The following is a 25,689-nucleotide window of genomic DNA, read 5'->3' on the forward strand; positions in this document are numbered from 1 at the left end:
AATCCTTATTTTTTACTGAACTGAAACCCAAGTTTACCCGTAGTTTTATCCTGCAAAACAATTGCAGCGTCAAACTTTTTCCCGGTTTTATTACTGGTAAAGCCTTTAATCTCTCCGGTTTTACCTTTTTTGATTAATGTCTCAACCTGATTTTGTGTCAGTTTTTTTCCTGACACTTCAGACCAGATTTTAAACTCGCACCCGGAACAGAAAAAGCCTTTAGGCCGGATAATAATTTCTTTACTGCATGAAGGGCAGGGGGCTTCGAGCCGGGACATGGAACCTTCTGATCTGGATTTTGCTTCCATATCCGGTTTGCCGTCTTTGTCCGGGAATGTTGTCTTGCATTCAGGGTAGCAGGAGCATCCCCAGAAAAAGCCATTTTGCCCCTTACGCTTACGCAGGAAACCGTTGTTACAAACCGGGCAGGGCGTGGCATTTGAAGAAATCGAAATTCCGTTCCTGTCCAGCTCGTCGATTAACCCCTGGACGTACTCATCATTTTCCTTAATAAACTCCTCAACTGTCAGCTCTCCGGCTTTGATCTGAGACTGCTTTTCAGCCCACAGAGCGGAGATATCCGGTTTAGTGATTTCAGGAGGCAGTGCAGCGCAAAACTCCTGGCCTTGTTTTGTGGTTTTCCATACCAGCTCCGAATACCCCTTTTCTTTTTCGATGGAGATAAGCCCGGTATTTGCCGCCAGTTTCTCAAGAATACCCGCGCGGGTGGCTTCCGTTCCGATACTGCCACGATCACTGCTGCCCTCGTCTTTCGCTTCCAGCGCCTTTCTGAGAGCCGGATCATCAATGAATTTTGCCGCACTCGTCATGGCGGCCAGTAACGTTGACTCTGTGAAATAGCGAGGTGGTGTAGTCTTTTTCTTGTCCACGTCTGCCGATTCACACAGGCCGCTGTCATTAAATTTCAGCAATGAAAGGTCAAAACCGTCCGTTCCGGCATCTTCGGTTTCGTCCTCGTCATCACTATCCTTACCCAGCGCTTCCCAGCCCTTTTGTACCAGAACGCTCTGTGTGGCCGTAAAGGTATCCCCCTTAATATCAAAGTGGATTTTCGTCTTGTTGCGGATCGCATCCGGGTAGAACAGCCCGATAAAGTAGACGGACACCAGGTTATAAACGTTCCGCTCTTTTTCATTAAGCTGAATACCGGCTCCGCTTTTTGTCGTCGGGATGATGGCGTGGTGCGCCTCAATCTTACTGGCATTAAAGGCTTTGTGTTTCTGGCCTTTATCCATATCTACGATCGCAGACGCCAGTTCGGGTACGGTGGCCGCTATAGCAGTGGCAATATCTCCGGCCTGGTAATAATGCTCATCTGAAAGATAGCGATTGTCAGAACGTGGATAGGTCAGAAGCTTGTGAGTTTCATACAGCCCCTGCATCACATCGAGCGTATCTTTTGCAGAATAACCAAATCGCTTTGCGCAGAGCTGCTGAAGCGTGGAAAGGTTAAGCGGAAGCGGAGGCTTGCTATTTTCCGGCTTTGTCGTCGCGATAGTAACAATAGCATCCTTACCCGTAACACGTCCGGCAATATGCGCGGCCTGAGCTTCGGAGATCAGGCGTTTTTTCTCGTCTATCTGATCGTCGTCTGTTGTCTGATATTTCGCCTTAATCTGATGCCCGTTCATCGACAGACTGGCGAATACATCGTAATAAAAGCTTTCTGTGTGATTCTGGTTCGCCAGCGTGCGCATGTTCACCAGACCAAGAACGGCACTTTGTACCCGGCCAACGTTCAGAACGCCGTCATAGCCCTTCTCACGGCCTTTTAATGTACATCCCCGCGTCATGTTATAGCCAAAACCCTGATCGCACAGGGAACGCGCCAGGGCGCTTAACGTCATACCGCGAAATTTATCGTTAGGTTGTAAATTCGACAGTGATTTTTGCACTGGCGCAAGGTTGAGGTCGGCAACAAGCAGTCGCTGGACGGGTTTCTTGTTTCCGGCATAACCCAGAATCTCATCAACCAGCAAACATCCTTCATCATCGGGGTCGCCTGAATGAACGATGCTGTCGGCTTTATCGATAAGAGACAAAATAATGCGGGTCTGTGCTTCTGATTCAGGCTTGATTTTATATTTTGGCGGATAAACCGCTTTAATGGGTAAATCACTATAACGCCAGTTGGAATATTTGTCGTCATAATCCTGTGGGTCGTAAAGCTCCAGCATATGACCATAACACCAGGTAACGACATCAGAACCGTGTTCAAAATAGCCGTTTTTCTTTTCTGTATTGGGATTTCCGCCCAGTCCTTCAAAAATAGCCTTTGCTAAAGACGGTTTTTCTGCAATAAAAAGTCTCATTAATCAATCCTCAAGGTAACTTGAATAGTCAGGCTGCGCACCATTCTTTTTAAAGATTTCTTCCCTTTCCTCTATGTCTTCTTCTGCCTCCTGCACACTAAGGTCAAGGGTTCCTTTCAAAAAGGCACGCGCATTCTTGATTACATCTACTGTTAATTCGTTTTTTGTTCCGCGAATCATGCCAATAGCAATATTTATTATCTCCTTTATTTCAGCAGGAGTCGTTCTGTCCAGCACCGCGCCAAGTTCTTTAAGGTCAATATTTATATCGTCTGGTAAGTACATTTTGGCACAAGCGGCAGCGGCTTTAGTCCGAAAAGCACCTACAGATATGATTCTGTCAATTCTGCCAGGGCGTTTTCTGATGCGCGGATCAATCCGGTTAGGATAGTTCGTTGAAAAAATAACATATGTCCCGGCAAGATTTCGCGGTGTATCAGCCCCATCAAGAAAACTTAACGTTCCGGCATCAGCCCGATAAAGTTCATCAACCTCTTCAGCTATTATGATAACGGGTATTTTCTTTTGAGCTGCGGCATAGCAAACATCTTTAAAGTAATCATCAGCATAAACAAATACATATTTATCCTGATATTTTGCCCCCAAAGCTTTTGCGATAGTCGTTTTCCCTGTGCCCGGAGGACCAGTAAAAAGCACTTTTCGCATTCCTGACTGACCATAACGGGTGTAGAAATCAATATCCGAAAAGAACTGATTAAAGTCATTCTCCAGCTCATTAAACTTTGGATGAACAGAAAAACGTAAAGCGTTTTCTATTTCTTCCTTCCTTGCCTTACCGTGATAATAAACGCCGTCGTAACACCCGATTTTCCAGATACCTTTACGGGGTAAAGAGCGGTTTAATTTAGCGCGTCCAGCTTCGCAAAGATTATGAAGCATCGACATACTTTTGGTTGTGCCAACTGCGTACTCCATTCTGACTTTAGAGTTAAGAATGAAGCGAATAATATGAACCACTTCATTTTGACCAAGATGAATCCGGTATGCTCCCGAACCATCTTTAAACATAAGCTTTTTAATCCTCCCGGCTTTAGCCATAACAGGGCTACTTCCCGTATGAACGACGGTTGAAGCAACGGGTTCGATATCAAGATTCGAATAAATTTTACGATTCTTTCTGTTTATAAAAATCTCTGCCACTTTAGGATAGTAATCACAATCCTTTACGACAGTACCAAAATTATCTTCACCGTAATATTCTTTATGGAGCCGTAAAGCCTGCTCTACCAGAGTTAATTTACCCATATGCGCACCATGTATATTAAAAACCGTGACGTTGCCTGAAGATTTTCTTCAGGCAGAGGAGGGGTTGGACAAGCGAAGCGCGTCAGTTTTGTTTATGACGCCACTCCCACGGAGGAACGGGATTACTGTCAGCCCACAGGCCGCGCTTCTGTGTCTGAGCTTCCCGTTGCAGAGCCGGTAATGAGTTATCGGTGTTGTACCTGTCATAAACCCATGCAGCCCCTTTTAGCACTTGCTGGCGGTTAGCCTCAGTGCCGTTCGCTGTCACCACTCGTCCCAGGACTCGCCCGTAGCGATCTGTTTGCGTATAAGAGACGGTAACTGATTGCCCTGCCAGCAGGGCTTTAAGTTGATTGGTTGACCAGCGACCAAAGGGTTGTTTTTTTTCCGGTGCATCGATATTTATCAATCGGACTCGAATCGGAACTTCATACACAACAATTTTCGCGGGTAGTGTTTTAACTTCGATGGTATCTCCATCGAGAACGCGAATAACTTTCCCCTGAATCTGAGCAGCACACAATGTAGCTGGCAACAGGGCAACAGCAAAGGAAAGAACATTAAAAAAATGTCTCATTGCTTTCTTCCCTCCCATATTGCTGAGAGTCTTTTAAAAATGGATAAAACGACGACTAAAGCCACTGCGATAACAGCCAACGAAGGAAGTACATAGCTGTATAACTCAACCATGAAATTAATAAACTCAATGAGCGATTGCGGCTTTAAGGAAGCATCCCACAAAACGATAACAAAACGATAAAGCCCATAGACAATTGCCGGAAACCAGACCATAAACAACAAAATTTCAGTAAAAACAGAAGCGACCGATTTGACACTATCGATAATTTCAATTCCGGCAATTCTCACACTTCTTGCATCAGGTACGTTAATAATTTTCATCCTCCCACCCCTGTAAAAAATGTTCGCAAGTTCCAGTCTCAAACCTGAAACTTGCGTATTCACATCAGAATTAAATCAAACAGAATTAAAAGTTTTTCAATCGGCCAAAGCTTGAAATAATTTTACTTACTGTACCTGCATCAGCCGCAGGACATTCATTTAGTTTTTTCTTTCTGGCATCTGCCGTGTGATCGGGTAAAAAACCATGTTTATTCTTTTTCCTGATTGACATAAAACTTTTATACATCGGGTCACATTCTGCCGGACTACTTCCGTCAAGTTTTCCGGCAAGGCATAACACCATTGCACATGGATCGTTCGGGTCGGCCTTTTCCTCAGCATGAGCAGTTCCGGCAGCGAACGCACAAAGCAGCACTGCCGTGGTTACGGTCTTTTTCATATACACCTCATGGATAACGGGCAACTAACGCCCTGCGGTTGTTCAACCCCGGCTCAATAAAATTACAAGAATTTTATTAATCCGGCGTTATCGTGATAAATAAACACTGGTAGTCCGGCAAGAAAAACAGTTCATTTTATAACGATACTGTATGACACCGTTTGCACCGTTCGCCCTCAACCAGTTTTTAGCTGTGAAAAAGTCTGTTCCGTTACTGGTTTCAACAATCACTGAATCAGAATGTGCAACAGAATAAAAAACAGCATCATCGTAAAGGCGGTTTTCAGGCCTGAAATTATGGATAACCTTAACCCACGATGAATTAACCTTGTCTGATTTAATAACTGAGTATGTCGGTTGCCAGTCCATTAATTGTGTATTCACCGTTTCAGGATTCTGTTCCCAGTCAACCTGTGGTGGTTCAGGCGGAGAGGAACAGGCAGAGAGAAAAAGGACACTGACCATTAACATTTTTTTCATAGTAAAACCTCTGACTCCAGCTCACCGACGGAGAGCATTTTTTCTTTAGAAGGATATTTAAGCCCTTTAACACCCAATACTTTTTTAGTCTTATTCAGAGAGGCGGTTAACTCGGTAAGTTTGGGGCTTACCATCATCAGCCTGTCCATAAAATACGGGTCGAGGAAGTAGAGGGCTTTCTCAGCTTTAACCGGGTTTTCACCTTTAAGAATGATAAATTCTTCTTTAAAATCCAGCGTTCCCAGCTCCTGCGGGAGCACAAGGGCGCGCTGCGCCTCACTTTCTGAACTGCTTTTCGACGTTGAGCGTCCGCTTGTCTTGCTTGAACCTGTCGATTTGGTGGTGATATAGCCCAGCTTTTCCGAAATCTTTTTAGCGTCATCTTCTTCACTGACAGCGTAGATAATCCGGCAGGGATGCGCACTCATCAGCGTTTTGGCACCTTCAACACCATAGATTTCATTAAGCTGACTGATATTCTGGTAAATCGTCAGAAGTTTGAGTTTAAACCCGGCAATATAACCCGAACCTTTTTTAATGATTGGCATGTAACCAATAGACGGAAACTCATCCAGGAACATCAGACAGTCATGTTTCAGTGTCGGGTCAAAGTCAGGGTTTTCTCGTAACGTGACTTCCACAACGAAGTTAAAGAACAGGTTGAGGAAGTCATAGGCCAGGGACATATCTTCAGCATTAACGCCAACATAAACAGTGATATCTTCCCGGCGCAACTGGCGAAGGTCGAAATCATTGCCGTCTGTACATTTGCGAACAGTCGGAAGATAAAACAGACTCATTTTCTTACGAAACGAACCATCAATACTCGAACGTTGTTCGTCTTCGGTTTCGTGATACTCCCTGATTTTGGTCAGGGCATCGCGCAGATGATACAGCGCGTTTTCATCAAGTCCTTTTGTTCCCTCCAGGTCTTCTCGCTTACTGAGTATCAGCTCCCGGTCGATGTTGCTGTACAAATCGACTACAGAACCAATTGAGAAAACAGGTTTAAGCCCGAACTCACCAAGCCAGGAGGGGTCGTAGTTAATAAAGAAATGAAGCAATTTTGCCAGCCCCGTCCAGTACTGCCCCGCGAGGTTATTAAAGTGTGCTTCCGCTCCGGTCAGACCGTAAGACGGGAACAGGATCTCAATCAGCTTCAGCAGGTCTTTAGCCCCGCTCTCTTCTTTTAAATCAATATAGAAAAGCGGGTTAAACTGATGCGTTTTACTGTTGAAAGGGTCAAGAAGATAGACCTTATTACCCAGCAGTTTTTCACGTACCTTACTGGTGATTTTCCACAGTTCCTGTTTTGGATCTAATGCAATCAGGGAATGTTTCCTGACCAGCAGGTTTGGAATACCTATTGCAGCCCCTTTACCTGCGCGGGTTCCTGCGCCAAGTGATACAAAATCTGGTGCGGTATACCACAGGTATTTACCTTTATATGCACCTACAAGAATATCAGTATCGTTTTCTTTCTCCCATTTCAGAAGTTTCGATTTTCTTAAATCATTATCACTGGCAAACTTCGCGTCACCATAAAGAGCAACATCCGTTTTATTCAGTTGCCAGATAATAAAAACAGGCACAATGAGAGACGAAACCATACCTGATAAAAGAGAGGGGATTGCGGTTAACCTGATATCTGTCCGTATATTACTCTCTGTTATTATCCGCCACAGCAGCATGGAATCAAAATTCTTCCATATATAAAGCGGCGTTTTTCCGTTCAGGAAGTAAACAGCAACTGAGCCAGTATAATACGTCACAAGACACATAACCAGACCGATAAAAGCCCACTGGCCTTTATCGGGTAGTTTCAGAGACATAATCACTCCTTCAGCTTTTCAAAGTATTCCTGAAAATGAATATCACGATAGTAAATACCCGATGCAAATCGGTTATCTTCCTCATCGATGTACTTAATACTCATAATCACATCGACGTTGCTTAACACCCTCCGCAATATAATGTTATAAGGCAAATTCTGACATTCAGGGTTCATATAGCACCGTTGAACCAGTCCAAGCACAGCATCTTCAGGGGTGCTCTCATGGACGGTTGTAAGGTTCCCTGCATGGCCGGAACTTGAGCCTTTGAGAAAATCCCAGGCTTCCGCGCCGCGAACCTCAGTCATGAGGATTCTGTCCGGGTTCATACGAAAACCAGAACGTAAAAGAGAAGCGGAACTGACAGTGCTACTTTCCCCTTCTGACGGGTAATACAATTTCACATGATTTTTGTGGAACCTGAACTTTGCTTCATCTGTATCTTCAATTGAAATACATCGTAAATGATGGGGTATGTACTGAAGACAGGCATTTGCAAAGGTGGTTTTACCCGCCCCCGTTCCGGCACAAAATACCATCGTTTTACCCTTAACCAGGCATTCAGGGACAAATTGTTCAAAACAATTATCTTTAAACATTGAAGATAATTCATCTTCTTTATCCCTGAATTTCCCCCCTTGATTTAGCCTTGAGTAAAACCCTTGTTTAACAAAGGTATCATGGTCGATAAACACACTGGACGGCTTACGGATTGTAATAGACACCGTTTCCCGTTCCGTTGCCGGGGGAATAACTATTTGTACACGCTCCCCTCCGGGGAGCGTAACAGAACGTAAGGGATATTCTGGCGTAACCGACCCACCATCATGATAATCAGAAATTGCCCCTGCAAATGACATACAATCTTTAAAATCCATTTTTAATTCATGCTGCTGCCATTTCCCACTCACTTTAACAAACAGTTCATCAGGCCGATTTACCGCGATTTCAGTTAAACCATCGACTTCATTAAGCCAGTGGTGGAAGTATTCATCTATTATTTCATAAACAATATGTCTGTTCTCTGCATCCTTCATAATTCACCTTTTCCTTTAAGATCTTCAATAAAACGCATGACTTCTTCGTAATTAAATCGATGCGTTTTGATTTGTTTCAGTGGTTTGGGGAAAGGAACGCCATTTATTGGTATGCCCTTACGAATATGATGGTATATTTCGCTTTCCCTTATTCCTAACAGCATTGAAAACTCTTTGATATCCAGCGTTATCAAATTACCTCCGGGTACCCACCATTTTTAATTTGTAGATGCTGGAGAAATCCAAATCCTGACCAACGATCAGAGTAATGATTTCCCCCTGGTTTTTATAAAGCGTTGGAGGGATATTTACGCTGTTTGCAAACGCTTCGCGTGCTATATCAGCAAAAGCCTGGCGACTGTTAGCTGTATAGTCGGTCTGATTGTCTTTATTACTTTTAGCCGCTCCACTTGCGGCCTGTGCCACATCGGGGATCATGCCAACCATCATCGCGCCCATAAAGCGATCTGCAAAATGTGTGTCAATCCAGCCTGAAGCCCCGGCCTCACCCAGCGCTCCCGCCGCCTGTGTATCAATCAGCGGAATATCAATGAAAGGTTCCTTACGTGTTCTAAGCTTCGTAGCAGCGATAAACACGGCTCCCTGACCATGATTGAACGTGCCCGTTTTATACATCAGATATGCGGCTGTTCCCTTTTCAATTAGCTTTACATTCCTGTTTGCACTGTATACGTCCTCATTAATCGTACAGACCAGCTTGCCAGCCAGATCAGAAATAAATCGTCTGTCCAGCGAGCACTTAATCGCGGTATTTTCAGGAATGAAAAGGTTAGGGTCATAAGGAACGCGCGTAATTTTAGAAAGCTGCGCGGGTTGCCCTGCATTAACAGGCTGAACCTCTGCCTGTTTGTCACTGCCGTCCCCCTCGTTCCTGGTATTGCTGGCCGTTGATGAGCTACCACCGGAATTTGAGGAAGCAGAGCTGCTCCCCCCATAGGCCACATCCAGCGCACGACTGAAGTTTTGTTGTACTTTTTCCGGTGGCGTTTCCGCTTTGCCGCTGCTTTCCTTCCGTTCTTCCGTCTTAGCCGGTTCTTCCCTGGTGTTGAATGGATCAACATCATCGCTGAGTCCTGTCGCGCGTTTTACTGAACCAGTAGATACCGCATTACTGGCAGGCTTATCATCACCGCTGGACATTGCACGAATAATCGACGGGATATAGTAGACAGACACCCCGGCGGCCAGCAGAAGGAAAGCGGCCACAATAATCACCAGCCCCTTACGCGATTTTTTAAGCTTCTCGATACCCAGGCGTTTTACTGATTTACCGTCATCTTCATCTCCCTTATCCGTTTTATCGTTTTGCTCAATTTCTTTCTGATGCCGTTCCCGTAGTGCCTGTTCAATTTCTACAGCGGTCGGGATTTTATTTTCCTGTTCGCTCACTGGATCACCTCTTTCTCAACGTTCGGGGAAACGGTATCTCCTGCCGGAAGACGGACTTTGCCAAAGCCCCGGTTTTCAACCCCAACAACCTGATTTCCCATACGCAAAACAAAGCGCTGGTCTACAGGAACACCAACAACGGTGAAACTACCGCTGTTTTTGACTACCGGGTTAGTCAGCGTTTCCTGTTCGCCGCTCATAACAAAGACGCTGGGGATTTTCTTCAGGGGGCTGAAGCCAAACCAGGTATAGCGGCCATCGTCATACGCATAATCCGGGCTGATTGACTGGCTGCCGTCAGCTACCCGCTTCCAGTAATCCCAGTTCTTGGGCGACTTCGCATTTTCAAGAGAACGGTTGATTGCCTGCTCCTCCTGCCGCTTGTTAAGAGCCTCAATCCGTTTCTTCTCGATTTCGGCTTGCTCCTTCCGGCGTTCCTGCGGGTACTGGTAATTAACAACAAACGCGATCTTATCCGGCTGCCGGAACGTTCGGGCGTTCAGCTCCATGCTGTAATTACGTTTTGTTGTGCGAACAAACAGGTTTGTTCGCCAGCGTTCCAGGTCGTTTTCAGGATCAAGGGCTACACTGACCACCTCTGAAGACTGGTTGCCATTGTCATCGGTACTGTTCTTCTGTACGGTCTGTTTGACGGGCTTCACTTCGAGATACACCAGGTTATCTTCTTTGTTCACTTCCCAGCCCTGGGGAAAGCCGGTTCTGGCACTGATGACCGTTTCATCCTCGTCAAATACCAGTGTGGTTGTATAGCCAACCGCACTGTTTATGACTGTCGTGTTTTGCGGGTTATAACTGACAATCTGATTACGGGGATCAAAACGGCTGGCTGCTGGCGTAACGGCTGCATGGCAGACGTGCGACACCAACAGAAGCGCCACAATTAGCGCTCCTTTATTCATTTTCATAGTTTTCACCCTTTCACTTCTTTATCGCGTACATAGCTCGTTACAACGAATTTAAGCGGGTTATTGTTTCGGTCACCCGATGCCATTTCGACCTGTGGTTCAATACGGTAGGTCAACCGGACGTTCCAGTATTCATAATCATCCTGGCCTGTCGCGACATTTCGAATGGTTAATTTAAACCGGATATATGCTCCCATATCCTTATCATCGCGCCGGGATGACGGACTGATAATCACGGACGGATTATCCTGAACAGATGCGGTTTTTTCCGCTTTATTATAAATAACCTTTGGTGACTGGTTGCCGTTGATTAAAGCGTTGTAATCCGTCGCCACATTCTCAGCGCTGTATAACAGAACATAATCATAATCATGCTGGAGACTGAAATAGTTATACCCTTCACGACGCTTCACATACTGAGTAATGAAGTATTTCGCCAGCGCTTCATTTTCAGAGAGGTTTTCTTTTTTAACAGAAGTCAGTCTTTCAGCAACGCCAGTGACACCATTAATAAGATAAGCTTCGACAACCGTACTCTTTAACGGTAGCGCTCCATTCAGTGCCAGCAGAGACAACACACCTACGGCAATTCCTGCAATACCACCGAATTTATAAATGCGGTTCATTTTCTCCTGCATCAATACATTTTTCTCTTCAAAAGTAGTTGAAGAGTCTGTTACTTCTTTTTTCTTGTTAAAACCGGGAAGTTTTAATCCTGAGAGTTTAAACCCCATTGCGCATTACCTCTGCTGAATTAACAGGTTCGCTTTTTCCGGATACCGGAGGTTGTTTATGTGACGCCTGGCATCCGACAAGGCAAAGCGTCACGATAGCCGTGATAAGTAGTTTCATAATGTGAGAACCTAAATAGAGGAGTGAATATTTACTGCGGAATACTCAGAGTTGACAGATTTAAATAATAAATCGGTTAACCTCCATATTTCTTTTTCGCCGCATCTATCGCAGCCTGGCGAAGCCTCTTAGCGCCAATATTAACGCCCTGCCCGGTCAGATTCCCCAACTTACCGGATACACCAGGAGACTGGTTGAACCCTCCATCCTGACGGCGAACGCCTTTCCATGCGCCAATCCCTGCATTTTTACCCATACCAAGCAGATTACGCCCCATACGGGAAGCGCCGAACACGCCAGCACCAATCCCCATTGCGGCTGCCCCTTGCATCGCGCCTTCAACACCTACCCCTGCGAGCTGGGAAGCATAGGTTTTGGCTTGCCAGATAATCCAGGCCATAAATGCACCTGCAACCCCGGCCTGAGCACCTGTTGATATCAGATTTAATTCATCTGCGTTAGCTATCGAGATTGTCAGAATGCCATTAAGGAACGTCATTCCCGCTTTAATTGCCAGTCCACAAAACAAGAATATGAAGCATGAGCTAAATATTAACTGAAGCCAGCTATTAAACATCTGCCTTAAAAAACCAAATGAAAGACAAATAATAAACAACGGCGCGGTAATAGTAAGTATCTTAATAGTAACTTCGGCGGCGAGATAAACTATTGAAGTTAGCAATAATGCAATTATCCCTCCAGCATATGTTAATAAAGATGCGATTGCCCCATCTGTTTTCACATACTTCGAAGTATCTTTGGACATAAGATATGCAGCTACCTGCTGAACTTTCTCCCAAAGCTCGTCAACCCATTTCCAAGGATCACCTCCTGCAAATGTTTCCTTCAGCCCATCAATGGCCTGAGTTGCACTATCTAACCACCCCCCCATATTTTTGACAAAAACAAGAATTAACCAGAATCGACATAGATTCCATAAAAAATCCTGCACTGCGGTTTTTTGCTTCCCAACTATTGTGGTATAAGCATACCACAATATATAAATGGAAATACCATACTTACCCAACTGAGACGCTATTGAAGAAAAGTTATCTAACTGACCAGTCAAAGACTGGTCAAGAGTTTTAACAATAACGTCATGAGCGGCCTGGAAATACCTAGAAGTTGCCATAGTGGCTCCTTTTAACTTCCATCTTTACCCAATACATTTTTGAATGCATCTTTATAGTCAACATGCTTAGGATGTAATTGCTTATACCTAAACAAACCTTCCTTAGCGTTTTTACAATTTTCGCTATCACTCCCAGACTTTTTGCATTCAGCTACTTTTTTCGTTGCATCGTCTACGTGAGACTGCCACCAGTCTACAGATTTAACCTCTTCACACCCGGTAAGAAAGAATGTAAGCCCCAACGCCGCAACTAATCCATATTTTTTCAAAATGCCCCCTCAGTTCATTTCATAACTCTGCTGCTCAAATGCTGCCTTATAATCAACAACTGGAGTTTCTTTATTAACAGCCCCTAATTGTTTCTCCTGGAAAGCAGCCTGTAACATTTTCTCCTTGTATTCTGCAAGATCGCGCTGCTTATCGCGATACATTTCATACTGAAATTTGAGCTTGTTAAATTTCAGGCTTGCCAGAGATACAGCGTTTGTCGCGTCCTGCGTGGCTTTCGTGTCCTGGGCGTTCTTCACCTGGTCGATAAGGTCGGCCATTTCCTGATTATCTTCACGCAGTTTACTTTCCAGCTTATTGCCGTACTCGATCCCCGCCAGTTGGGACAGGAACGAGGCTTCACAGCCCCGCACCAGGTCGCCCGTATATCCCAGCCCCTTACAGGTGTTTGTCACCTTATAATCGGCCAGTAGTGATCTGGCTTGCTCAGACAGGGTGGCTTCCGGGTTCTTAATGTAATCATCAATGAAGGAGTTCCCCTGGTCGTAAATATTCTCCAGCTCCTTACTGACAGATTGCGCAGACTGCACCAGTCCCTGAACATCACGAATGCCCGTTTTGGTCAGCAGCTCCTGCTTATAGGCATTAATCTGTTTCTGGTAGTGGTTCACGGTGTCCTGCCACTGTTTGAGGCGTTCTGTCCAGCGCTGCGCTTCGACAGCCCATTCAGGGTTTGCATCAATGGCAACGGGAACACCAGCCTGAGCACCAGAAATAACCGTAACAGAGGCGATAAGTGCCGCAACGATATGCTTTTTCATAGGGATTCCTTAAATCAGGTTTGCACGTTCCAGATAGGTATCAAGCCACTCTTCCGGCTTCATACCCTCTTTCCAGATTTCATCGAACAGTTCAAGCTGGGGTTTCGATGCGCTGAGAACCGGTAGGTAATACGCCGCTTTTCCCAAATCCAGTCTTGCGAAAGCCGCAAAATCATCACTTTCCCCCTTCCTCTGTGGGTTTTTGACGACCAGGAACTGACGAGATAACGGGTCAATGGCTTTAATTTTGTCAAAATAAAGTTCTCTCACTTCCAACTCGTCTACGTACTCACTACGTTTCGCTTTGGGGTTCGCCAGATAAATATGTGTTGCGCACTGCTCACGAACGGCAGCCGCGATAGGTGATTTAATTAGTTCATCCGGCGATTGTGTCGCTACGACAAGCACCATATCCAGCTTACGCGCGGTTTTGAGTTTGTTATAAACAAAATCTCTGAACGCTTCGTTGTTAATCCATTGCCAGAACTCATCCATGTAGATAAGGAGTCGGCGGCCATCAGCCAGCATGGTGACACGGTAGATGAGATAGAATGAAGCGGCGCTGGAAAGTACTTTGTTATCCAGAAACTCCGTTCCGTCTATACCGAAAACGTCCAGGTTGTCCACATCAAACGTATCGTCCGGGTTATCAAACACCCAGCCAAATTCCCCTCCCTGCACCCAGGCATTCAGGCGTGCTTTAAGCCCATGCCGCCGGGTTTCAGTATCATCAGGCTCCAGAATGAGTGGTCGCAACTTACTGATCGGATAAGAGCGGTTTGACCTCTGCATCAGGCGCTCAACGGCATCAGAAATCAGGCGGTTCTGGTAATCATCAAGCGGCTCACTGTTAAGCGTACAAAGTAGCCTCACCAGGTCTTTCATAAAGGAAATATTTCGTTTGGTTGGTGGCAAAGCCGCAGGGTTCCAGCCAGTCGGCTCTCCTTCTTTCACCCGAAAGTAAGCACCTCCCATTGAACGTATACCGGGTTCCGCTGCCCGATCTTTGTCGAAAAATACTGTAGTTAACTTCTTTAATTTCCTCTCAGGTGGAAAAGACTCCGGCGTTCCGAACTGCTGGGCGGCGAAAGCCTTAGTCATCATCACTACCGTTTTACCCACGTTTGACGTACCAAGAATTTCGGTATGCCCCAGCGTGGGGTTTTTACCGAAGTAATTTTGATGCTCGGTAGTCATGTGATAGTTCAGGTTATAAATATCATTTCCTGAGCCGCCCAGGGTGATAAGGTTGTTACCCCAGGTATTTCCTTTCTCCTTGCCCGTAAAGAAATTATGGAAGCTTTCCATTTCGGCAAAGTTCAGACTGCTGATAGAACTCAGGCGTGGCCGTAACGTGTAGTTACCAGGTAACTGAGCAAAATACGCTGCGCCAAGACTCAAGGTTGAATAGGTTACGATCAGCCCTAAATCCTCCAGGGTCGTCGTTACAATATTGGTGTCCTTCACCAGACGCTCCGGCGAATCTGCGTAAACAATCAGTGTCTGGTGACTTTTCCCGAAAGAAATATAGCCGCTGGAGACCATATCGAGACCAACTTTCAAATCAGCGAGCAAGGATTTAGCGGCATCATCGGTCATTTCGAGTTTGTCGATCTGATCATCCAGCGCCTTGATTGCAGACTGCTTGTCTATCGGAGTTAAAGAGGAAGTCTGTACATACTCAACCGGGAGATACATCAGTGCATCAAAAATTCCGGCATCCGTTTCCTGAAAGTAGTCCTTGATCTCGATGCAACGAAAGTACCGGGCATGGTCAGAGGCAGTGATTTGTCCAGCATCGTTACCAAAGAACAGGTCTTTACCACCCAGGTATGTATAAAACGGACTATTGGTGACTCTGACTTTCTGCCAGCGCCCGGATAGCAGTTTCTGGAACAGCGTAAGCTGTTCTGAATAAACTATATTATTTTCTTCATATAACCCAAGACGACGGGAATGAAACCGGGAGAGATAGGTGCTCAATCTGCCACATATTTCATTCATATCATTAATGGGTTCTTCGAAGATATTTTTATTACCCTTTTTCCTTGAAAGAAAATGCGTCACTTTATCTTCAGCGCTGAACGGTTTATAGCATACGGTTAAGTATAATTTGTTTTCAAAATACTCAGCCGCCGAAAGCGATTCGTAATAATCGTTCATCACTCTGTTGACGAATGGGATCTTGCTGTCAAATACAGGTCGCACTTCTTTTCTAACCCGAATACGATGCGTATAAAAGGTAACGGGTTTCCCATCAAAACTACGTATCAGCGTATTGAGCTGGTCAGTAAGCAAGGCTAGATCCGCTTCATCTACACATTCAAAATAAGCTCCGTCAATCTGCCAGGTCGCCAGTAGATCATGGTTTCTGGTAACAATGAGGTTATCAGTGATGTGTGATGAATACGGGATTAACTCTTCAAGAGAAGACTGGTCTTTAAGCTTCATAAAATTGTCCACTTTCGATATATCGACTGCGTCGTACGAACTCCCCGCATAATGGACGGCATTGAAGCGCTTGTTTGCCAGAGGATTACCTTTGATTTGCATTCGCAGATAAAGCAGGTCAAAAAAGCGTTCATCTATCTTCGTAACTCGCTTGATGGCATACCAGCCAGGGAGGATGAGGGCATACATAGCCTCATGAATCCAGACACCAAGCAAAACGCAGATAACGCACATTCCAAGAAAGGGGTAGAGCGGAACGCCCAGCCCCCTAATCAAAGCGGGGCGTGTCAGCCCTTTAAAAACGGTACTCATTTTTACGCCCCCTTTTATTACATATTACGCTAACCAGTCAGGCAGATATGGCGCAACAATAAAGATGATAATCCCGATAATTAAAGGCGTAATCCACGCTGCATGCTGGCGTGAGAAGATAGCGATATAACCAATTACCAGCGCAATGATGGTGATTGCTGGCTTACGGATATCCGTCAGAAAATCGATAATCTTCTGCAAGAAGCCAGTTGTTTTAGTGGATACATCATCAGCAAAGGCGGGTTCTGCTACACAAAGCATCAATGCAGCCATAAATACAGAAAGAGTTAAATAACGTTTATTGAGTTTTAACATCGTTTGTTTCCTTTTCATCTAAAACAGTGCCACGCATGGCATATTGGGGATATACGGTAACTTCTTTAGGTTTGATACTCTGTGTTACATTCTCCTTTCTGATTGCATCTTTAACTGAAGGAACCACCCAGTTTTTTTTGTTATCAGGCGGATTAAACCCTATGCGCTGTATATAACTGGTGTTATTAAAATCTGATTCAGGTTTAGTTCCTGTTTCTGGATTGCCGGAATAATAGCAACTCAGGCCACGTAAAATATCGCCACCACGTTTATAACAATCCACCAAAATTTGCTCTGAAACCTTGAGATTTTCGCAGGGGTCAAACATTTTCTCAGCGGTTGTATTGAAGTTTGCAAAATTCGTACTCGTTATTTGCATAAGACCGACTGAGTAACGATGATTTCGTGATTCAATTTGATTTACGATCTGGAGTGCAGCCTCCTTAGTTTTGGGAAAGTAGGACACTACGCCTTTGTCACCGGGCTTACGTTCAACCTTCGGTATTATCTCGGCAATAGCATATGGGTTAAAACCAGATTCAACCCTTGCAACTTCATGCGCAGTATCGGGATGAACGCTGGCCGCGCATTGCAAAGCAAGCGCCGCAAAAGCAGTAGTAGATAACATGATTTTCTCCCGGCCAGAACAGCGCGGAAAGTTTAGACTGAATGGTTAGTCATCGAAGTCGTCATCGTCTTCATCGTCTTCGTTTATCAGCTCCTCAATAGCCTGGCTGGAATATTTTTTTATGAGGTACTGGACAACACCAGAGCTTGAAATACGTCGCCCCCTGCGATAGCCAATCTCCAGAGCAATTTTATCCAGTTCCTCACGAGAAGCTGAGGGCAGGTAGAGTGTATTACGTTGGGGCTTGCGTCTCGTTGCGGTTTTTTTTCGGGTAGCAGTCATTTTTCTTCCGTTTCATTTTGTGGGTTAAGCTTCTCTCTGTGATGTAGTGGATGAAAGCCATACTTCTTTGCTGCGGATTATCCATGAGTAGAATTTCAGCAAAATCGTGTGGAATTGATTTCCTTAAAAGATTTGCCTGAGCTGTTGTATGTGATTGTCTGTACAAAAGCTCCGCCATCACATCTTCTGGTACAGGTAAAGGCTCACCGCCAAATGAGATAAAGCGTTGTACGTAAGGGATAGCAGTTATTGTAGTGGAATGAACCTCTTCAAAATCTGCCTGGATAAAAAGATAACCGGGAAAAAGCGGCAAACGTCTTTCTCGATATGAAATTATCTTATCCGGGCGACGATACCTTTCAGTCTCCATAGGACAGAAGTAAGAGAAGTTCAGGCGTTCGAGATGAGCAAAAACTGCTGCAAATCTCGTAGTGGTGAATTGCAAAACATACCATTCCATAGTTTTTCCTTTCAGGCGCTCTCTCGACTCGGATGACCCCGAATCAGAGAAAAAAAACAAAAGGACAAATTTACATCTCATAAAAACTTTATCAGCTACATGTGCTGCGTTCAACCACACAAGCAGATCTTTAGATCGCATTTACGACACATTTCATTTTGTTTGTGCTTGTATTTTATTTATATCTAGATACATATGCTATTTGATAACAAAAAAGCAGATCGATTGATCACCATGCGCTTATTTTATAGTCAAGTTAACTAAATTTTTTACCGCTAGTTACTTTTTACAAAAACTCTGCTAACAAGATAAATAAATCGATCTTAATCAATAAGTTACCGGAGAGTATGAATTATCCTAAACGAATTCCGATTTTCACTTTCTGTTCGCTTTGAATCATCGACTGTTTTATTTGCGAGAAATTTCTCATCTGGAGTTGCTGTTTCTTAATCATCTCCGCGCTGTTCAGCACCAGCTCTTTACTGGATGAAGAGATTCTGTCTATGCCCTTAACCCCCAGGTTCTCTAGCTGCCACTCATTCCTGTGTGCAGTCTTCCAGCCATGCTGTACACCGTTCTTATCAAGTGCAGGGATTTTCACCTCCTTTTGTCCTAACTTCTTCAGCTTAACAAGATCACCTTTCTTAACGTTCTCGCGAGTGGTTAACTCACCAAAATCAGCCCCCCAATATGTTTTCTCCACGCCCTTGTTCAGTGTCTTAAGCTTTATGAAATGCTGCTTTGGTTTGGTTTTATCGTTCTGATAATGGTCGTAGCCAACATCAACAACCTCATAAACGCCCTTCTGTCGTTTTGGCGCTGTTTTGTGCGCATCTTTAATAGACTGGTTAAGTCCATGCTGCTGCTTATGAGTGGCTTTAACGTCATAGCCCTTCATCTTCAGCTCTTCACAAAAACCTGTACGAATTTCCCGTAAATCTTTTTTCCTGATATCAGCTCGTTTACCGTCATTATCACGAATACGAAAAACGACATGCACGTGTGGATGTTCTTTTTTGTCGTTATGATAGCCAAGCACAAAACGATGATTTGGGTACTTCTTGTTCATCGTTTTCCTGACAGACTCAAGCAGATCTTCAGGTTTTACCTTTGCTGATACAGGCGGTGAAAACACAATATTTTGGGTTACTTTTTTATTTTCCTTACCTTTATCATCGAAAACATTTTGAGGGTCATTAGCACGATCTATCATGTGCTCTTTAGCCTCCTGAATCTCATCACCTTTCCATACCTGACCGCTTTCACTCATCACTGGCAGCTCTGACTCCCGGCTCATATAGTCAATACTGTTTCGAACTCCCTGCCGGGTAATCGCACCTCCTGAGATTTTGACAACAACCTCCTTACTGGCACCCTTGCGGTTGATACGTTCCTGAACGTTGCGTTGATAGTTTTTACCACCATTTTTAACTTTATGGGCGAAAGCAGACTTGCGGCCAGCTTCAGAGGACTTACGCTTAACCCTGAATTCCTTGTCAACATAAACGCCCATGATTACACCTCAACCTTGTTAGAAACAGTTCGCCCTTTGCATAACATAATGTAGTTTTCAAACTCACTTTTGAGACTCATTATCTCTGAACTCAACCGCTCAGCGTCCTGATAGAACCCATCTTTATCAAGTACTCTGGCATTATCATTAACGATAATATAATGAAAGTTTCGCCCTATTTTATCTATTGCATTACGGCAACGATTCATCACCAGAAGTTCCTGATCGAAAAAATCAAGTTCATTTTCAAGTGTCGTCTGGATTCGATAACGACATTCTCTGGATAAATTCCAGCCATGACGATGAGCCGCTTTCTCTATTAAAGTTCTTTGTTTCCCTGTCAAATACATTGTGGTTTTGATAAAATCATCATTGTCTTTTGACACATTAACATCTTCATTTTTAACCTTGCTTTTCAGTAAAGCATTGGCAAGCAGCTTCATTCCTTTTGCCACGGTTAAACCCGGTTCATCTGGATAAAGTGTTTTAAGACAATCAAGTAGATCATCATGTTGGCTTTCTTCAATCCTGAATTGAACTTTTTTCATAAAACTCTCCAACAAGAACCGACTGTAGGTCACCGGGCAAACGTTGCGGAATGGCGTCAGAGACGTCATTTTGCGGCGTTTGCCCTATCCTGCATCGCAGTGAACTACCTCCACACATAAATTGTGCTTCAGCGTCCATCGAAATGCAAAAAATGAAAGGCTATCGTGGCTGTGATCTGGTGCGTCTGCGACCGGAGACAACGGATTCGCGGCTAACTTGGGCGGAAATAAATTCGCTACGCGAATGGCCTGGCAGGGGGCGCGAGCGCTGTTTTACGGAATATACAAAAAAAGCACCTCCCGTAAACGGGAGGGCTTCGGCGATTCAGGAACGGGAATTTTATTCTGCCTCTGGTGTGTCGCCTTCCATGCCCTGCCGGGCATCATGGAGCCAGCGGCGGAGGTTACTCATTCTTTCCCGGTTTGCCCGGCTGGGACTTTTTCCCCTGTTACCGCTTAGTATACTCCAGACTCTTAACCCGGCCTCGTTAGTCCAGTGCAATACAATTTCCCCTTTGCTGTTAAATCCCAGCGAAAACCGGACAGCTCCCCGCCTCTGTTCTGCACTGATAAAATCTAAAAACTCCTGTTTTTTCATAGCACCTCCTGTTTTTCTATCAGTGCTTTTGTTTCTTTCTTTTCCAGGGCTTTTCTGAGTAATGCCATGTACTCAGGAAAAGCAGAGAATGGCATCAAGGGAAAAACCGGACGCCCACCCTTTTCAACAGTCTGTATTGCTGATAACATGCGTTCCGACATTTTATATTCCTCGCGAGGGAATTGAGTGTCACGGTATCAGGTTGCCTCCACAACCTGATACCACCCCTAATTGATTAACTCCGCAGTTCTCTTATCGCTTCATTTTTGGCTTCCTCCAGTTCTTTAAGGGTATATGCGAAATTCTTCCAGTTAATTACTTCGTTTATAACCTCAGATTTACTTAAACCACACTCATTAAACCAAAAGTTAATATTTTTCTTGAGGGAATTTTTCGCCGTCAGTTCCTCGGACAACAATTCACTAACAGACGTGATAACATAACCACGACCGCGATTTTTATCTTCGAAAGAATGAACGGCAAGGAAGAGAGTTTCTGAATGGACAAAAGCAGAGCAGGTGATTTTTTCTTTCTTAGTGTTTAAAGCCTGGAAAGTGATAACATACGTGTTCATTTTAGTCTCCCGCCCGTTTGGGCTACTGGATCATGGTAAGGAACTATTCCCGACCTACAAATAAATTATACCATCATATGATGGTAATGCAATTTATTTAGTCACTTTATCCTGATTTTTTTCTCTCTTAACGAGCTGGTAATCTGGATGTTCATCAGCCAGGAGCAAAAGTAATTCATACGTACCAGCGGCTAAACCACGAGACGTTTTACCGGATGTTTCTTTGGCTTGCCAGGCTGATAACGTAAAACCAAACCGTTCAGCGGCTTCCTGCTGCGTAAAGCCAGCTTTAATACGTGCTTGTTTCACCTCTTCAGGTGTTGGCTTAAAACTCATGATTTTGTACCTTCACAATAGTATCTGTATAGAATTTCAATAAAATTGGATCATCAATTTCATCTTTAACGTTCGAGAATTCTTCGTAATAAAATGATTTTTGGAAAACAATCTTTTTAGTTGTTTTTTTATCCGCTTCTTTAGAGCGTACCTTCATCAGTTTTTCAAGTTCAATAAACAAACGTGTTGCATCTTCAGACACAACAATCCTGTATGTTACATTACCTTTGTTTTTCCTGTCGCTCAGGACTTCATTCATTTTTTGCCTCATAGCTGTTTAATAAACCCCGCTACCTTTATGAGCTGATCTACACTCAGGCCACGAATTACCATTTCATATCCGTCGCCCCGTTCTGATACGTTACCATCTAACCCATTCTCAACTTTAAACCCGGTCAATGTCCCATGCCAGCTTTCAAGATGCACTAAACGAGATAGCATTCCTTTCAGGATCAGTTTTTTCTCGCGTTTTTGCTGTAACTGTTGTTCATACTCTCGCGCCATATCTACATTATCTAAAGCATCCGACAGGATTTTCTTTTCAATATCGGCGGCGATTTCTACAGGGTTACGCTCTGGCGATACTGTGCAAGTATGGTAAGGACTTCTCCAGCTGCGACTATCTACGCTTCCAATGATAACTAACCTTCCTTTCTCCATTCGAATATGTATAGAGTAATTTTTAAAATCAGGTGAGGTTAGCTTAATCCTGTACTGGCAATCATCGAGCAGATTTACACGCCAGCCGTTCCCCAGGATTCGACAAACGATTTCAAACACCGGTTTATACCGTTCAAAGAAATTTTTCTGTTCTTTCATCGATTCAGCCTTTTGAACTCAATAAAAAAGCCGTAAATCGAATTACGGCAGTTTTAAGACTATTCATCAAAGTGTCCATCATCACTTGCAGCTTCCTGGGCTTCGCATTCCTGCTGATATGCTTCTTCCTTCGCAAAAAGATGCGCCCATCCTTCTGCGTTTAAGCCACGGTGCAAGACTGAACCATTTTCATTGCATTCTTTGGCTGTAACTTCGATCTCATCCGGGCAAATGTAGGCTCCGTAACTTTCAAAAATGTTTATCAGCTCCGCTTCCGTTATGGTCTTGTTTTTCATCAACGTGTCTCCGAATCAATCTTTGCCATGTTCTAGGGGGCTTTCGCCCCCATTCCGGTTATGCGCTTGCTTCTACACGTGTCCAGCCTGACGCCTTACGTTTACCCGCTGTACCATACATTTCACGAATTTCTTCAATGCTGTGTTCTTTACGGTTCCAGCGGCTTTTGTGTTCTTCAGGACGGTAAAACCATTGTTTTTTCTTAGATGCCCACTTACAGCCCATTTCCTTTAAAATGTCTTTGTGTTCTTTAGTTTCTCCGCTAATCCAGACCCAATTACCAATAACTTCATAGACAATCCCTGTAAGGCCGGAAAGCGTATTCAGAACTTTTTCCAGATCTTCACCGTAGTTGTAACGTGCGTTTTCATCAGTGCTTTGAAACTGATTGATTTTATCAATGTTAGCCATGAGAAAATCAAACGCAGCATTTACTGCTTTCATCAGCTCGGCACCCAATGGATTGCGGTCTGGATGATATTTTAAAGCCGCTTTTTTGTATGCCGCCTTGATGTCCTTTTCAGTCAGATCACCGGATAAACCAAAAACGTTTAATGCTTCCTGAATATTCATTTTTCGCTCCCGCCCGTGTGGGCTTCTGGAATCTGGCAGGGAACCATTCCCAACCAACAAATTCATTATACCATCAAATGATGGTTATGGAATCATTTTTAATGCTTTACATTGTAAAGATTACATAAAGATGTATATTGCTTTACCGCGCATGAAGGGATTTCCGAAAGAGGCGCGAACTGTAGTTACATAATGCGCTGTCGTAACATCGCGCCGGAGACGTTCGCCAGGACTGGCGAACCAACAAGCCCGAATGAGAGCGATAACCCCCCTCACCCCTGCCAGGCCAATTTCTGACTATCAGACGATGTTTAGCCTGTCGCAGTTAGCGCGTGAGCTTGCGAACGGTACGCCGGGTCAGTGTGAAACACTGGCGCGGGGCGCTGTATCTGCGCGTTATGAGATGCGTTAGCAGCGAATTACGGGGCGGGTTGCTGAAACCGATTGATGCCTGACAGCAAAAAATGAATCCGGGCGCCAGCTGCTGCACGAAAATTGCCAGCAAAAAACACTTGGCCATCCTCGCCGGTCGTGAAATTTTGCTGGCGTAAGAAATAATCCCCCCGGTATGAGGGGCTTGTCTGAAAGGTTAGTGGTTGGGCTTACTGAGAGTGAACTGTAACCCGGCTACTGCTGCAAGCTGTGCAAGTGTTGTGATGGTCGGGTTTCCGTTCGGGGATAATGCGCGGTAGATACTCTGACGAGCAAGGCCGGATTTTTTGGCCGCCTCTGTTATACCCCCTGATTAGGGATCAGGTTAAAAACGAGCTGTATGACGTTCTAAGCGCATTTTACCCGCTCCGTTGAACCATGACCGGGTTAAAGCGGTTAAAACGCCTCTGAGGGCTTTTGAGAGCATTTAAGAATTGGATCGGAAAAGGATCCCGTCTGGATCTTTTAGAGAGATTACACCGCTCGCCGCAGCCGAACGACAGGGCGAAGCCCGCGAGTGAGCGAGGAAGCGGAATTTCCACGGGGTTTCAATAGAGCACTTACGCGCTAAGGTTAATATTTGCTCAATTTTTGGTGGTGCAGTGCTCAGGGAGGCCAGACGGATCTATCCTCTGGATTTATGCTGAGTTATCCACAGACGCTGTGCATTAAAAGCCTTATATTTTCTTCTTGATCTTAAAAACTTAAAAACTTAGCTCGCTTCAATTACCTGAAAATTATGGAAAAAAATTGCTAAAGGTGAGAGGATTTTTCACGTAAGGTGAGAGGATTTTTCACGTAAGGTGAGAAGATTTTTAAGTTAAGGTAGTTAGATTTTTCACTAAAGATGAGAGGATTTTTCACGTAAGGTGAGAAGATTTTTAACGGTTTCCACAGTTTGACTGAACATCAAGTGAAACATGCGGTTGTTGCTATCTTTAGATATGAAGATCCTCAGATCTTCATATCTAAAGGTGAGAGGTTTTTTAATTAAAGGTTGTATTGTTGTCTTGAATTACAACCTTTGTGGGGTTATGATTTGCCTACATAGGAAAGGTTATATGAGGCTTATCGTGAAGACAGTAACGGGATTAACGAAAGTTAGACATAGAAATGAAGTTGGGGTAACTCTTGCATCCCTTTCCCTTTCAGCAAAAAGAGTGCTTTTTCTGGCTCTTTGCCAGATTGATACAAAGGAAATGTTAGATGATGATATTTTGGAGGTTGATGCTGACTTTTTTTCAAAAGCTACTTCTTTAGATAAATATGCCTCTTATGCAGCTCTGAAAGAGGGAGCTAAAGTTCTTTCTTCAACTACGTTAGTTTTAAACAGAGATGATTTAAAAAATTTGGCTGATGAACTTGGGATACTATCATCTAAGAATAAAATACCTGATCGCTTGGATTTAAACTTAACAGAATTCTGTGCCTATTACGATCATCTTGCAACTGTACGGATAAAATTCACAAATACAGCTAAGCGATATTTTTCTAAGTTGATTGGTTCTGAAAATAGATATACCACTCAGGTATTGAAATCAGTTGTGTTGTTGAACAGTGTAAACTCAACAAACCTTTATCAAGTCATTAGGAAATATTACAGTCAGAATAGTTCAAAAAAATCTTTTGATATATCCGTGGATGATTTAAAAGAGGAAATGGGACTTTATACTATTGAGGAAGGGGAGAAGAAATATAAGTATCCTAAATACTCATTTTTTGTTCGTGATGTTATCAATAAAAGCATTAATGAGATAATTGAGAAAACGGAAATAAATCAGTTATCTTTCTCTGTTGTTGGGAAAAAAGGGAGAATGGCTCACATGCTTAGATTTGAGTTTAGTATAAATGAAAAATCCTCATCCTTTTCGGAAGATGATATGGCATTTTTAGAGGAGTTTGACAAAGTCGTTCCACCAAAAAAGAATAAGTGA

General features: G+C 44.0%; 31 protein-coding genes and 1 pseudogene. 1 reads left to right on the plus strand and 31 read right to left on the minus strand.

What is annotated here, in order from left to right; all coding sequences use genetic code 11:
- Positions 1–5: 5 nt before the first annotated feature.
- The 31 genes and pseudogenes from topB to ACNQ0W_RS20370 all read right to left on the minus strand — a co-directional run.
- Positions 6–2,333, minus strand: a complete 2,328-nt coding sequence (topB, locus tag ACNQ0W_RS20220; protein WP_004199098.1) for a type IA DNA topoisomerase — start codon at positions 2,331–2,333, stop codon at positions 6–8.
- Between the two features lie 3 nt (positions 2,334–2,336).
- A complete protein-coding gene (locus ACNQ0W_RS20225; RefSeq protein ID WP_000517490.1) occupies positions 2,337–3,599 on the minus strand; it encodes an AAA family ATPase in 1,263 nt (420 codons plus the stop codon).
- An 82-nt stretch (positions 3,600–3,681) separates the two neighbouring features.
- A complete protein-coding gene (locus ACNQ0W_RS20230) occupies positions 3,682–4,176 on the minus strand; it encodes a thermonuclease family protein (protein ID WP_001215543.1) in 495 nt (164 codons plus the stop codon).
- Positions 4,173–4,499, minus strand: a complete 327-nt coding sequence (locus ACNQ0W_RS20235) for a hypothetical protein (RefSeq protein ID WP_004208538.1) — start codon at positions 4,497–4,499, stop codon at positions 4,173–4,175. The genes ACNQ0W_RS20230 and ACNQ0W_RS20235 overlap by 4 nt, the downstream gene beginning before the upstream one ends.
- A gap of 85 nt (positions 4,500–4,584) precedes the next feature.
- Positions 4,585–4,899 (minus strand): TrbM/KikA/MpfK family conjugal transfer protein, encoded by a 315-nt coding sequence (locus tag ACNQ0W_RS20240; protein ID WP_000754496.1) that lies wholly within the window; start codon positions 4,897–4,899, stop codon positions 4,585–4,587.
- A gap of 87 nt (positions 4,900–4,986) precedes the next feature.
- Complete coding sequence (locus tag ACNQ0W_RS20245; RefSeq protein ID WP_000738524.1) at positions 4,987–5,379, minus strand: cag pathogenicity island Cag12 family protein; 393 nt, start codon at positions 5,377–5,379, stop codon at positions 4,987–4,989.
- On the minus strand, positions 5,376–7,211 hold the full coding sequence (locus ACNQ0W_RS20250) for a type IV secretory system conjugative DNA transfer family protein (RefSeq protein WP_000053822.1): 1,836 nt from the start codon (positions 7,209–7,211) through the stop codon (positions 5,376–5,378). The genes ACNQ0W_RS20245 and ACNQ0W_RS20250 overlap by 4 nt, the downstream gene beginning before the upstream one ends.
- Positions 7,212–7,213: 2 nt before the next feature.
- A complete protein-coding gene (gene virB11 / locus ACNQ0W_RS20255) occupies positions 7,214–8,248 on the minus strand; it encodes a P-type DNA transfer ATPase VirB11 (RefSeq protein WP_000650512.1) in 1,035 nt (344 codons plus the stop codon).
- Positions 8,245–8,442, minus strand: coding sequence for a DNA-binding protein (locus ACNQ0W_RS20260; protein WP_000629109.1), 198 nt, complete (start codon positions 8,440–8,442; stop codon positions 8,245–8,247). The genes virB11 and ACNQ0W_RS20260 overlap by 4 nt, the downstream gene beginning before the upstream one ends.
- 1 nt (position 8,443) lies before the next feature.
- Positions 8,444–9,658: a VirB10/TraB/TrbI family type IV secretion system protein gene (gene virB10, locus ACNQ0W_RS20265; protein WP_001295060.1), complete on the minus strand. Its 1,215-nt coding sequence runs from the start codon at positions 9,656–9,658 to the stop codon at positions 8,444–8,446.
- The gene (locus ACNQ0W_RS20270) at positions 9,655–10,584 is read right to left on the minus strand and encodes a TrbG/VirB9 family P-type conjugative transfer protein (protein ID WP_000783386.1); all 930 of its coding nucleotides are present in this window, start codon (positions 10,582–10,584) and stop codon (positions 9,655–9,657) included. The genes virB10 and ACNQ0W_RS20270 overlap by 4 nt, the downstream gene beginning before the upstream one ends.
- A 5-nt stretch (positions 10,585–10,589) precedes the next feature.
- Entirely contained in the window at positions 10,590–11,318 is a 729-nt protein-coding gene (locus ACNQ0W_RS20275; protein ID WP_004199085.1) for a virB8 family protein, read from the minus strand.
- 194 nt (positions 11,319–11,512) lie between these two features.
- Positions 11,513–12,568 carry a type IV secretion system protein gene (locus ACNQ0W_RS20280; protein WP_000235886.1) on the minus strand — a complete coding sequence of 352 codons (1,056 nt, stop codon included), beginning with the start codon at positions 12,566–12,568 and terminating at the stop codon, positions 11,513–11,515.
- A gap of 11 nt (positions 12,569–12,579) precedes the next feature.
- Positions 12,580–12,837, minus strand: coding sequence for an EexN family lipoprotein (locus ACNQ0W_RS20285; protein WP_000759841.1), 258 nt, complete (start codon positions 12,835–12,837; stop codon positions 12,580–12,582).
- Positions 12,838–12,846: 9 nt separating this feature from the next.
- Positions 12,847–13,617 (minus strand): type IV secretion system protein, encoded by a 771-nt coding sequence (locus ACNQ0W_RS20290; protein ID WP_000716326.1) that lies wholly within the window; start codon positions 13,615–13,617, stop codon positions 12,847–12,849.
- Between the two features lie 9 nt (positions 13,618–13,626).
- On the minus strand, positions 13,627–16,380 hold the full coding sequence (locus ACNQ0W_RS20295; protein ID WP_015060057.1) for a VirB3 family type IV secretion system protein: 2,754 nt from the start codon (positions 16,378–16,380) through the stop codon (positions 13,627–13,629).
- A gap of 24 nt (positions 16,381–16,404) precedes the next feature.
- Positions 16,405–16,695, minus strand: coding sequence for a TrbC/VirB2 family protein (locus tag ACNQ0W_RS20300; RefSeq protein ID WP_000916156.1), 291 nt, complete (start codon positions 16,693–16,695; stop codon positions 16,405–16,407).
- The gene (locus tag ACNQ0W_RS20305) at positions 16,679–17,323 is read right to left on the minus strand and encodes a lytic transglycosylase domain-containing protein (protein WP_000953538.1); all 645 of its coding nucleotides are present in this window, start codon (positions 17,321–17,323) and stop codon (positions 16,679–16,681) included. Before ACNQ0W_RS20305 ends, ACNQ0W_RS20300 begins: the two co-directional genes overlap by 17 nt.
- 45 nt (positions 17,324–17,368) lie before the next feature.
- Positions 17,369–17,605: a hypothetical protein gene (locus tag ACNQ0W_RS20310; protein ID WP_001348696.1), complete on the minus strand. Its 237-nt coding sequence runs from the start codon at positions 17,603–17,605 to the stop codon at positions 17,369–17,371.
- Complete coding sequence (locus ACNQ0W_RS20315) at positions 17,556–18,065, minus strand: transcription termination/antitermination NusG family protein (RefSeq protein ID WP_000455437.1); 510 nt, start codon at positions 18,063–18,065, stop codon at positions 17,556–17,558. The genes ACNQ0W_RS20310 and ACNQ0W_RS20315 overlap by 50 nt, the downstream gene beginning before the upstream one ends.
- A gap of 352 nt (positions 18,066–18,417) precedes the next feature.
- Positions 18,418–19,578 carry a MobP1 family relaxase gene (gene mobP1 / locus ACNQ0W_RS20320; protein WP_004199101.1) on the minus strand — a complete coding sequence of 387 codons (1,161 nt, stop codon included), beginning with the start codon at positions 19,576–19,578 and terminating at the stop codon, positions 18,418–18,420.
- Positions 19,579–19,580: 2 nt separating this feature from the next.
- Complete coding sequence (gene ddp1 / locus ACNQ0W_RS20325; protein WP_001348698.1) at positions 19,581–20,126, minus strand: DNA distortion polypeptide 1; 546 nt, start codon at positions 20,124–20,126, stop codon at positions 19,581–19,583.
- 340 nt (positions 20,127–20,466) lie between these two features.
- Positions 20,467–20,724 carry a hypothetical protein gene (locus ACNQ0W_RS20330; protein ID WP_004199355.1) on the minus strand — a complete coding sequence of 86 codons (258 nt, stop codon included), beginning with the start codon at positions 20,722–20,724 and terminating at the stop codon, positions 20,467–20,469.
- Complete coding sequence (locus ACNQ0W_RS20335; protein WP_000004083.1) at positions 20,721–20,885, minus strand: hypothetical protein; 165 nt, start codon at positions 20,883–20,885, stop codon at positions 20,721–20,723. Before ACNQ0W_RS20335 ends, ACNQ0W_RS20330 begins: the two co-directional genes overlap by 4 nt.
- Before the next feature lie 74 nt (positions 20,886–20,959).
- Complete coding sequence (locus ACNQ0W_RS20340) at positions 20,960–21,298, minus strand: hypothetical protein (protein ID WP_001099725.1); 339 nt, start codon at positions 21,296–21,298, stop codon at positions 20,960–20,962.
- Between the two features lie 93 nt (positions 21,299–21,391).
- Complete coding sequence (locus tag ACNQ0W_RS20345; protein WP_000008707.1) at positions 21,392–21,634, minus strand: hypothetical protein; 243 nt, start codon at positions 21,632–21,634, stop codon at positions 21,392–21,394.
- On the minus strand, positions 21,624–21,893 hold the full coding sequence (locus ACNQ0W_RS20350; RefSeq protein ID WP_001006717.1) for a hypothetical protein: 270 nt from the start codon (positions 21,891–21,893) through the stop codon (positions 21,624–21,626). Before ACNQ0W_RS20350 ends, ACNQ0W_RS20345 begins: the two co-directional genes overlap by 11 nt.
- A gap of 8 nt (positions 21,894–21,901) precedes the next feature.
- The gene (locus tag ACNQ0W_RS20355) at positions 21,902–22,453 is read right to left on the minus strand and encodes a hypothetical protein (protein WP_000662998.1); all 552 of its coding nucleotides are present in this window, start codon (positions 22,451–22,453) and stop codon (positions 21,902–21,904) included.
- Positions 22,454–22,512: 59 nt separating this feature from the next.
- The gene (locus ACNQ0W_RS20360; RefSeq protein ID WP_000792381.1) at positions 22,513–22,749 is read right to left on the minus strand and encodes a hypothetical protein; all 237 of its coding nucleotides are present in this window, start codon (positions 22,747–22,749) and stop codon (positions 22,513–22,515) included.
- Between the two features lie 58 nt (positions 22,750–22,807).
- Positions 22,808–23,323 carry a DnaJ domain-containing protein gene (locus ACNQ0W_RS20365; RefSeq protein ID WP_001025390.1) on the minus strand — a complete coding sequence of 172 codons (516 nt, stop codon included), beginning with the start codon at positions 23,321–23,323 and terminating at the stop codon, positions 22,808–22,810.
- Between the two features lie 589 nt (positions 23,324–23,912).
- Positions 23,913–24,065 (minus strand): annotated as a pseudogene (locus tag ACNQ0W_RS20370) (DNA-binding protein); the annotation flags it as partial.
- A gap of 610 nt (positions 24,066–24,675) precedes the next feature.
- Here ACNQ0W_RS20370 and ACNQ0W_RS20375 point away from each other — a divergent pair.
- A complete protein-coding gene (locus ACNQ0W_RS20375; RefSeq protein ID WP_001348704.1) occupies positions 24,676–25,689 on the plus strand; it encodes a replication initiation protein in 1,014 nt (337 codons plus the stop codon).

The organism is Enterobacter cloacae complex sp. 6730903, from assembly GCF_048283985.1.
In the GTDB taxonomy this organism is placed as follows: Bacteria; Pseudomonadota; Gammaproteobacteria; order Enterobacterales; family Enterobacteriaceae; genus Enterobacter; species Enterobacter hormaechei_C.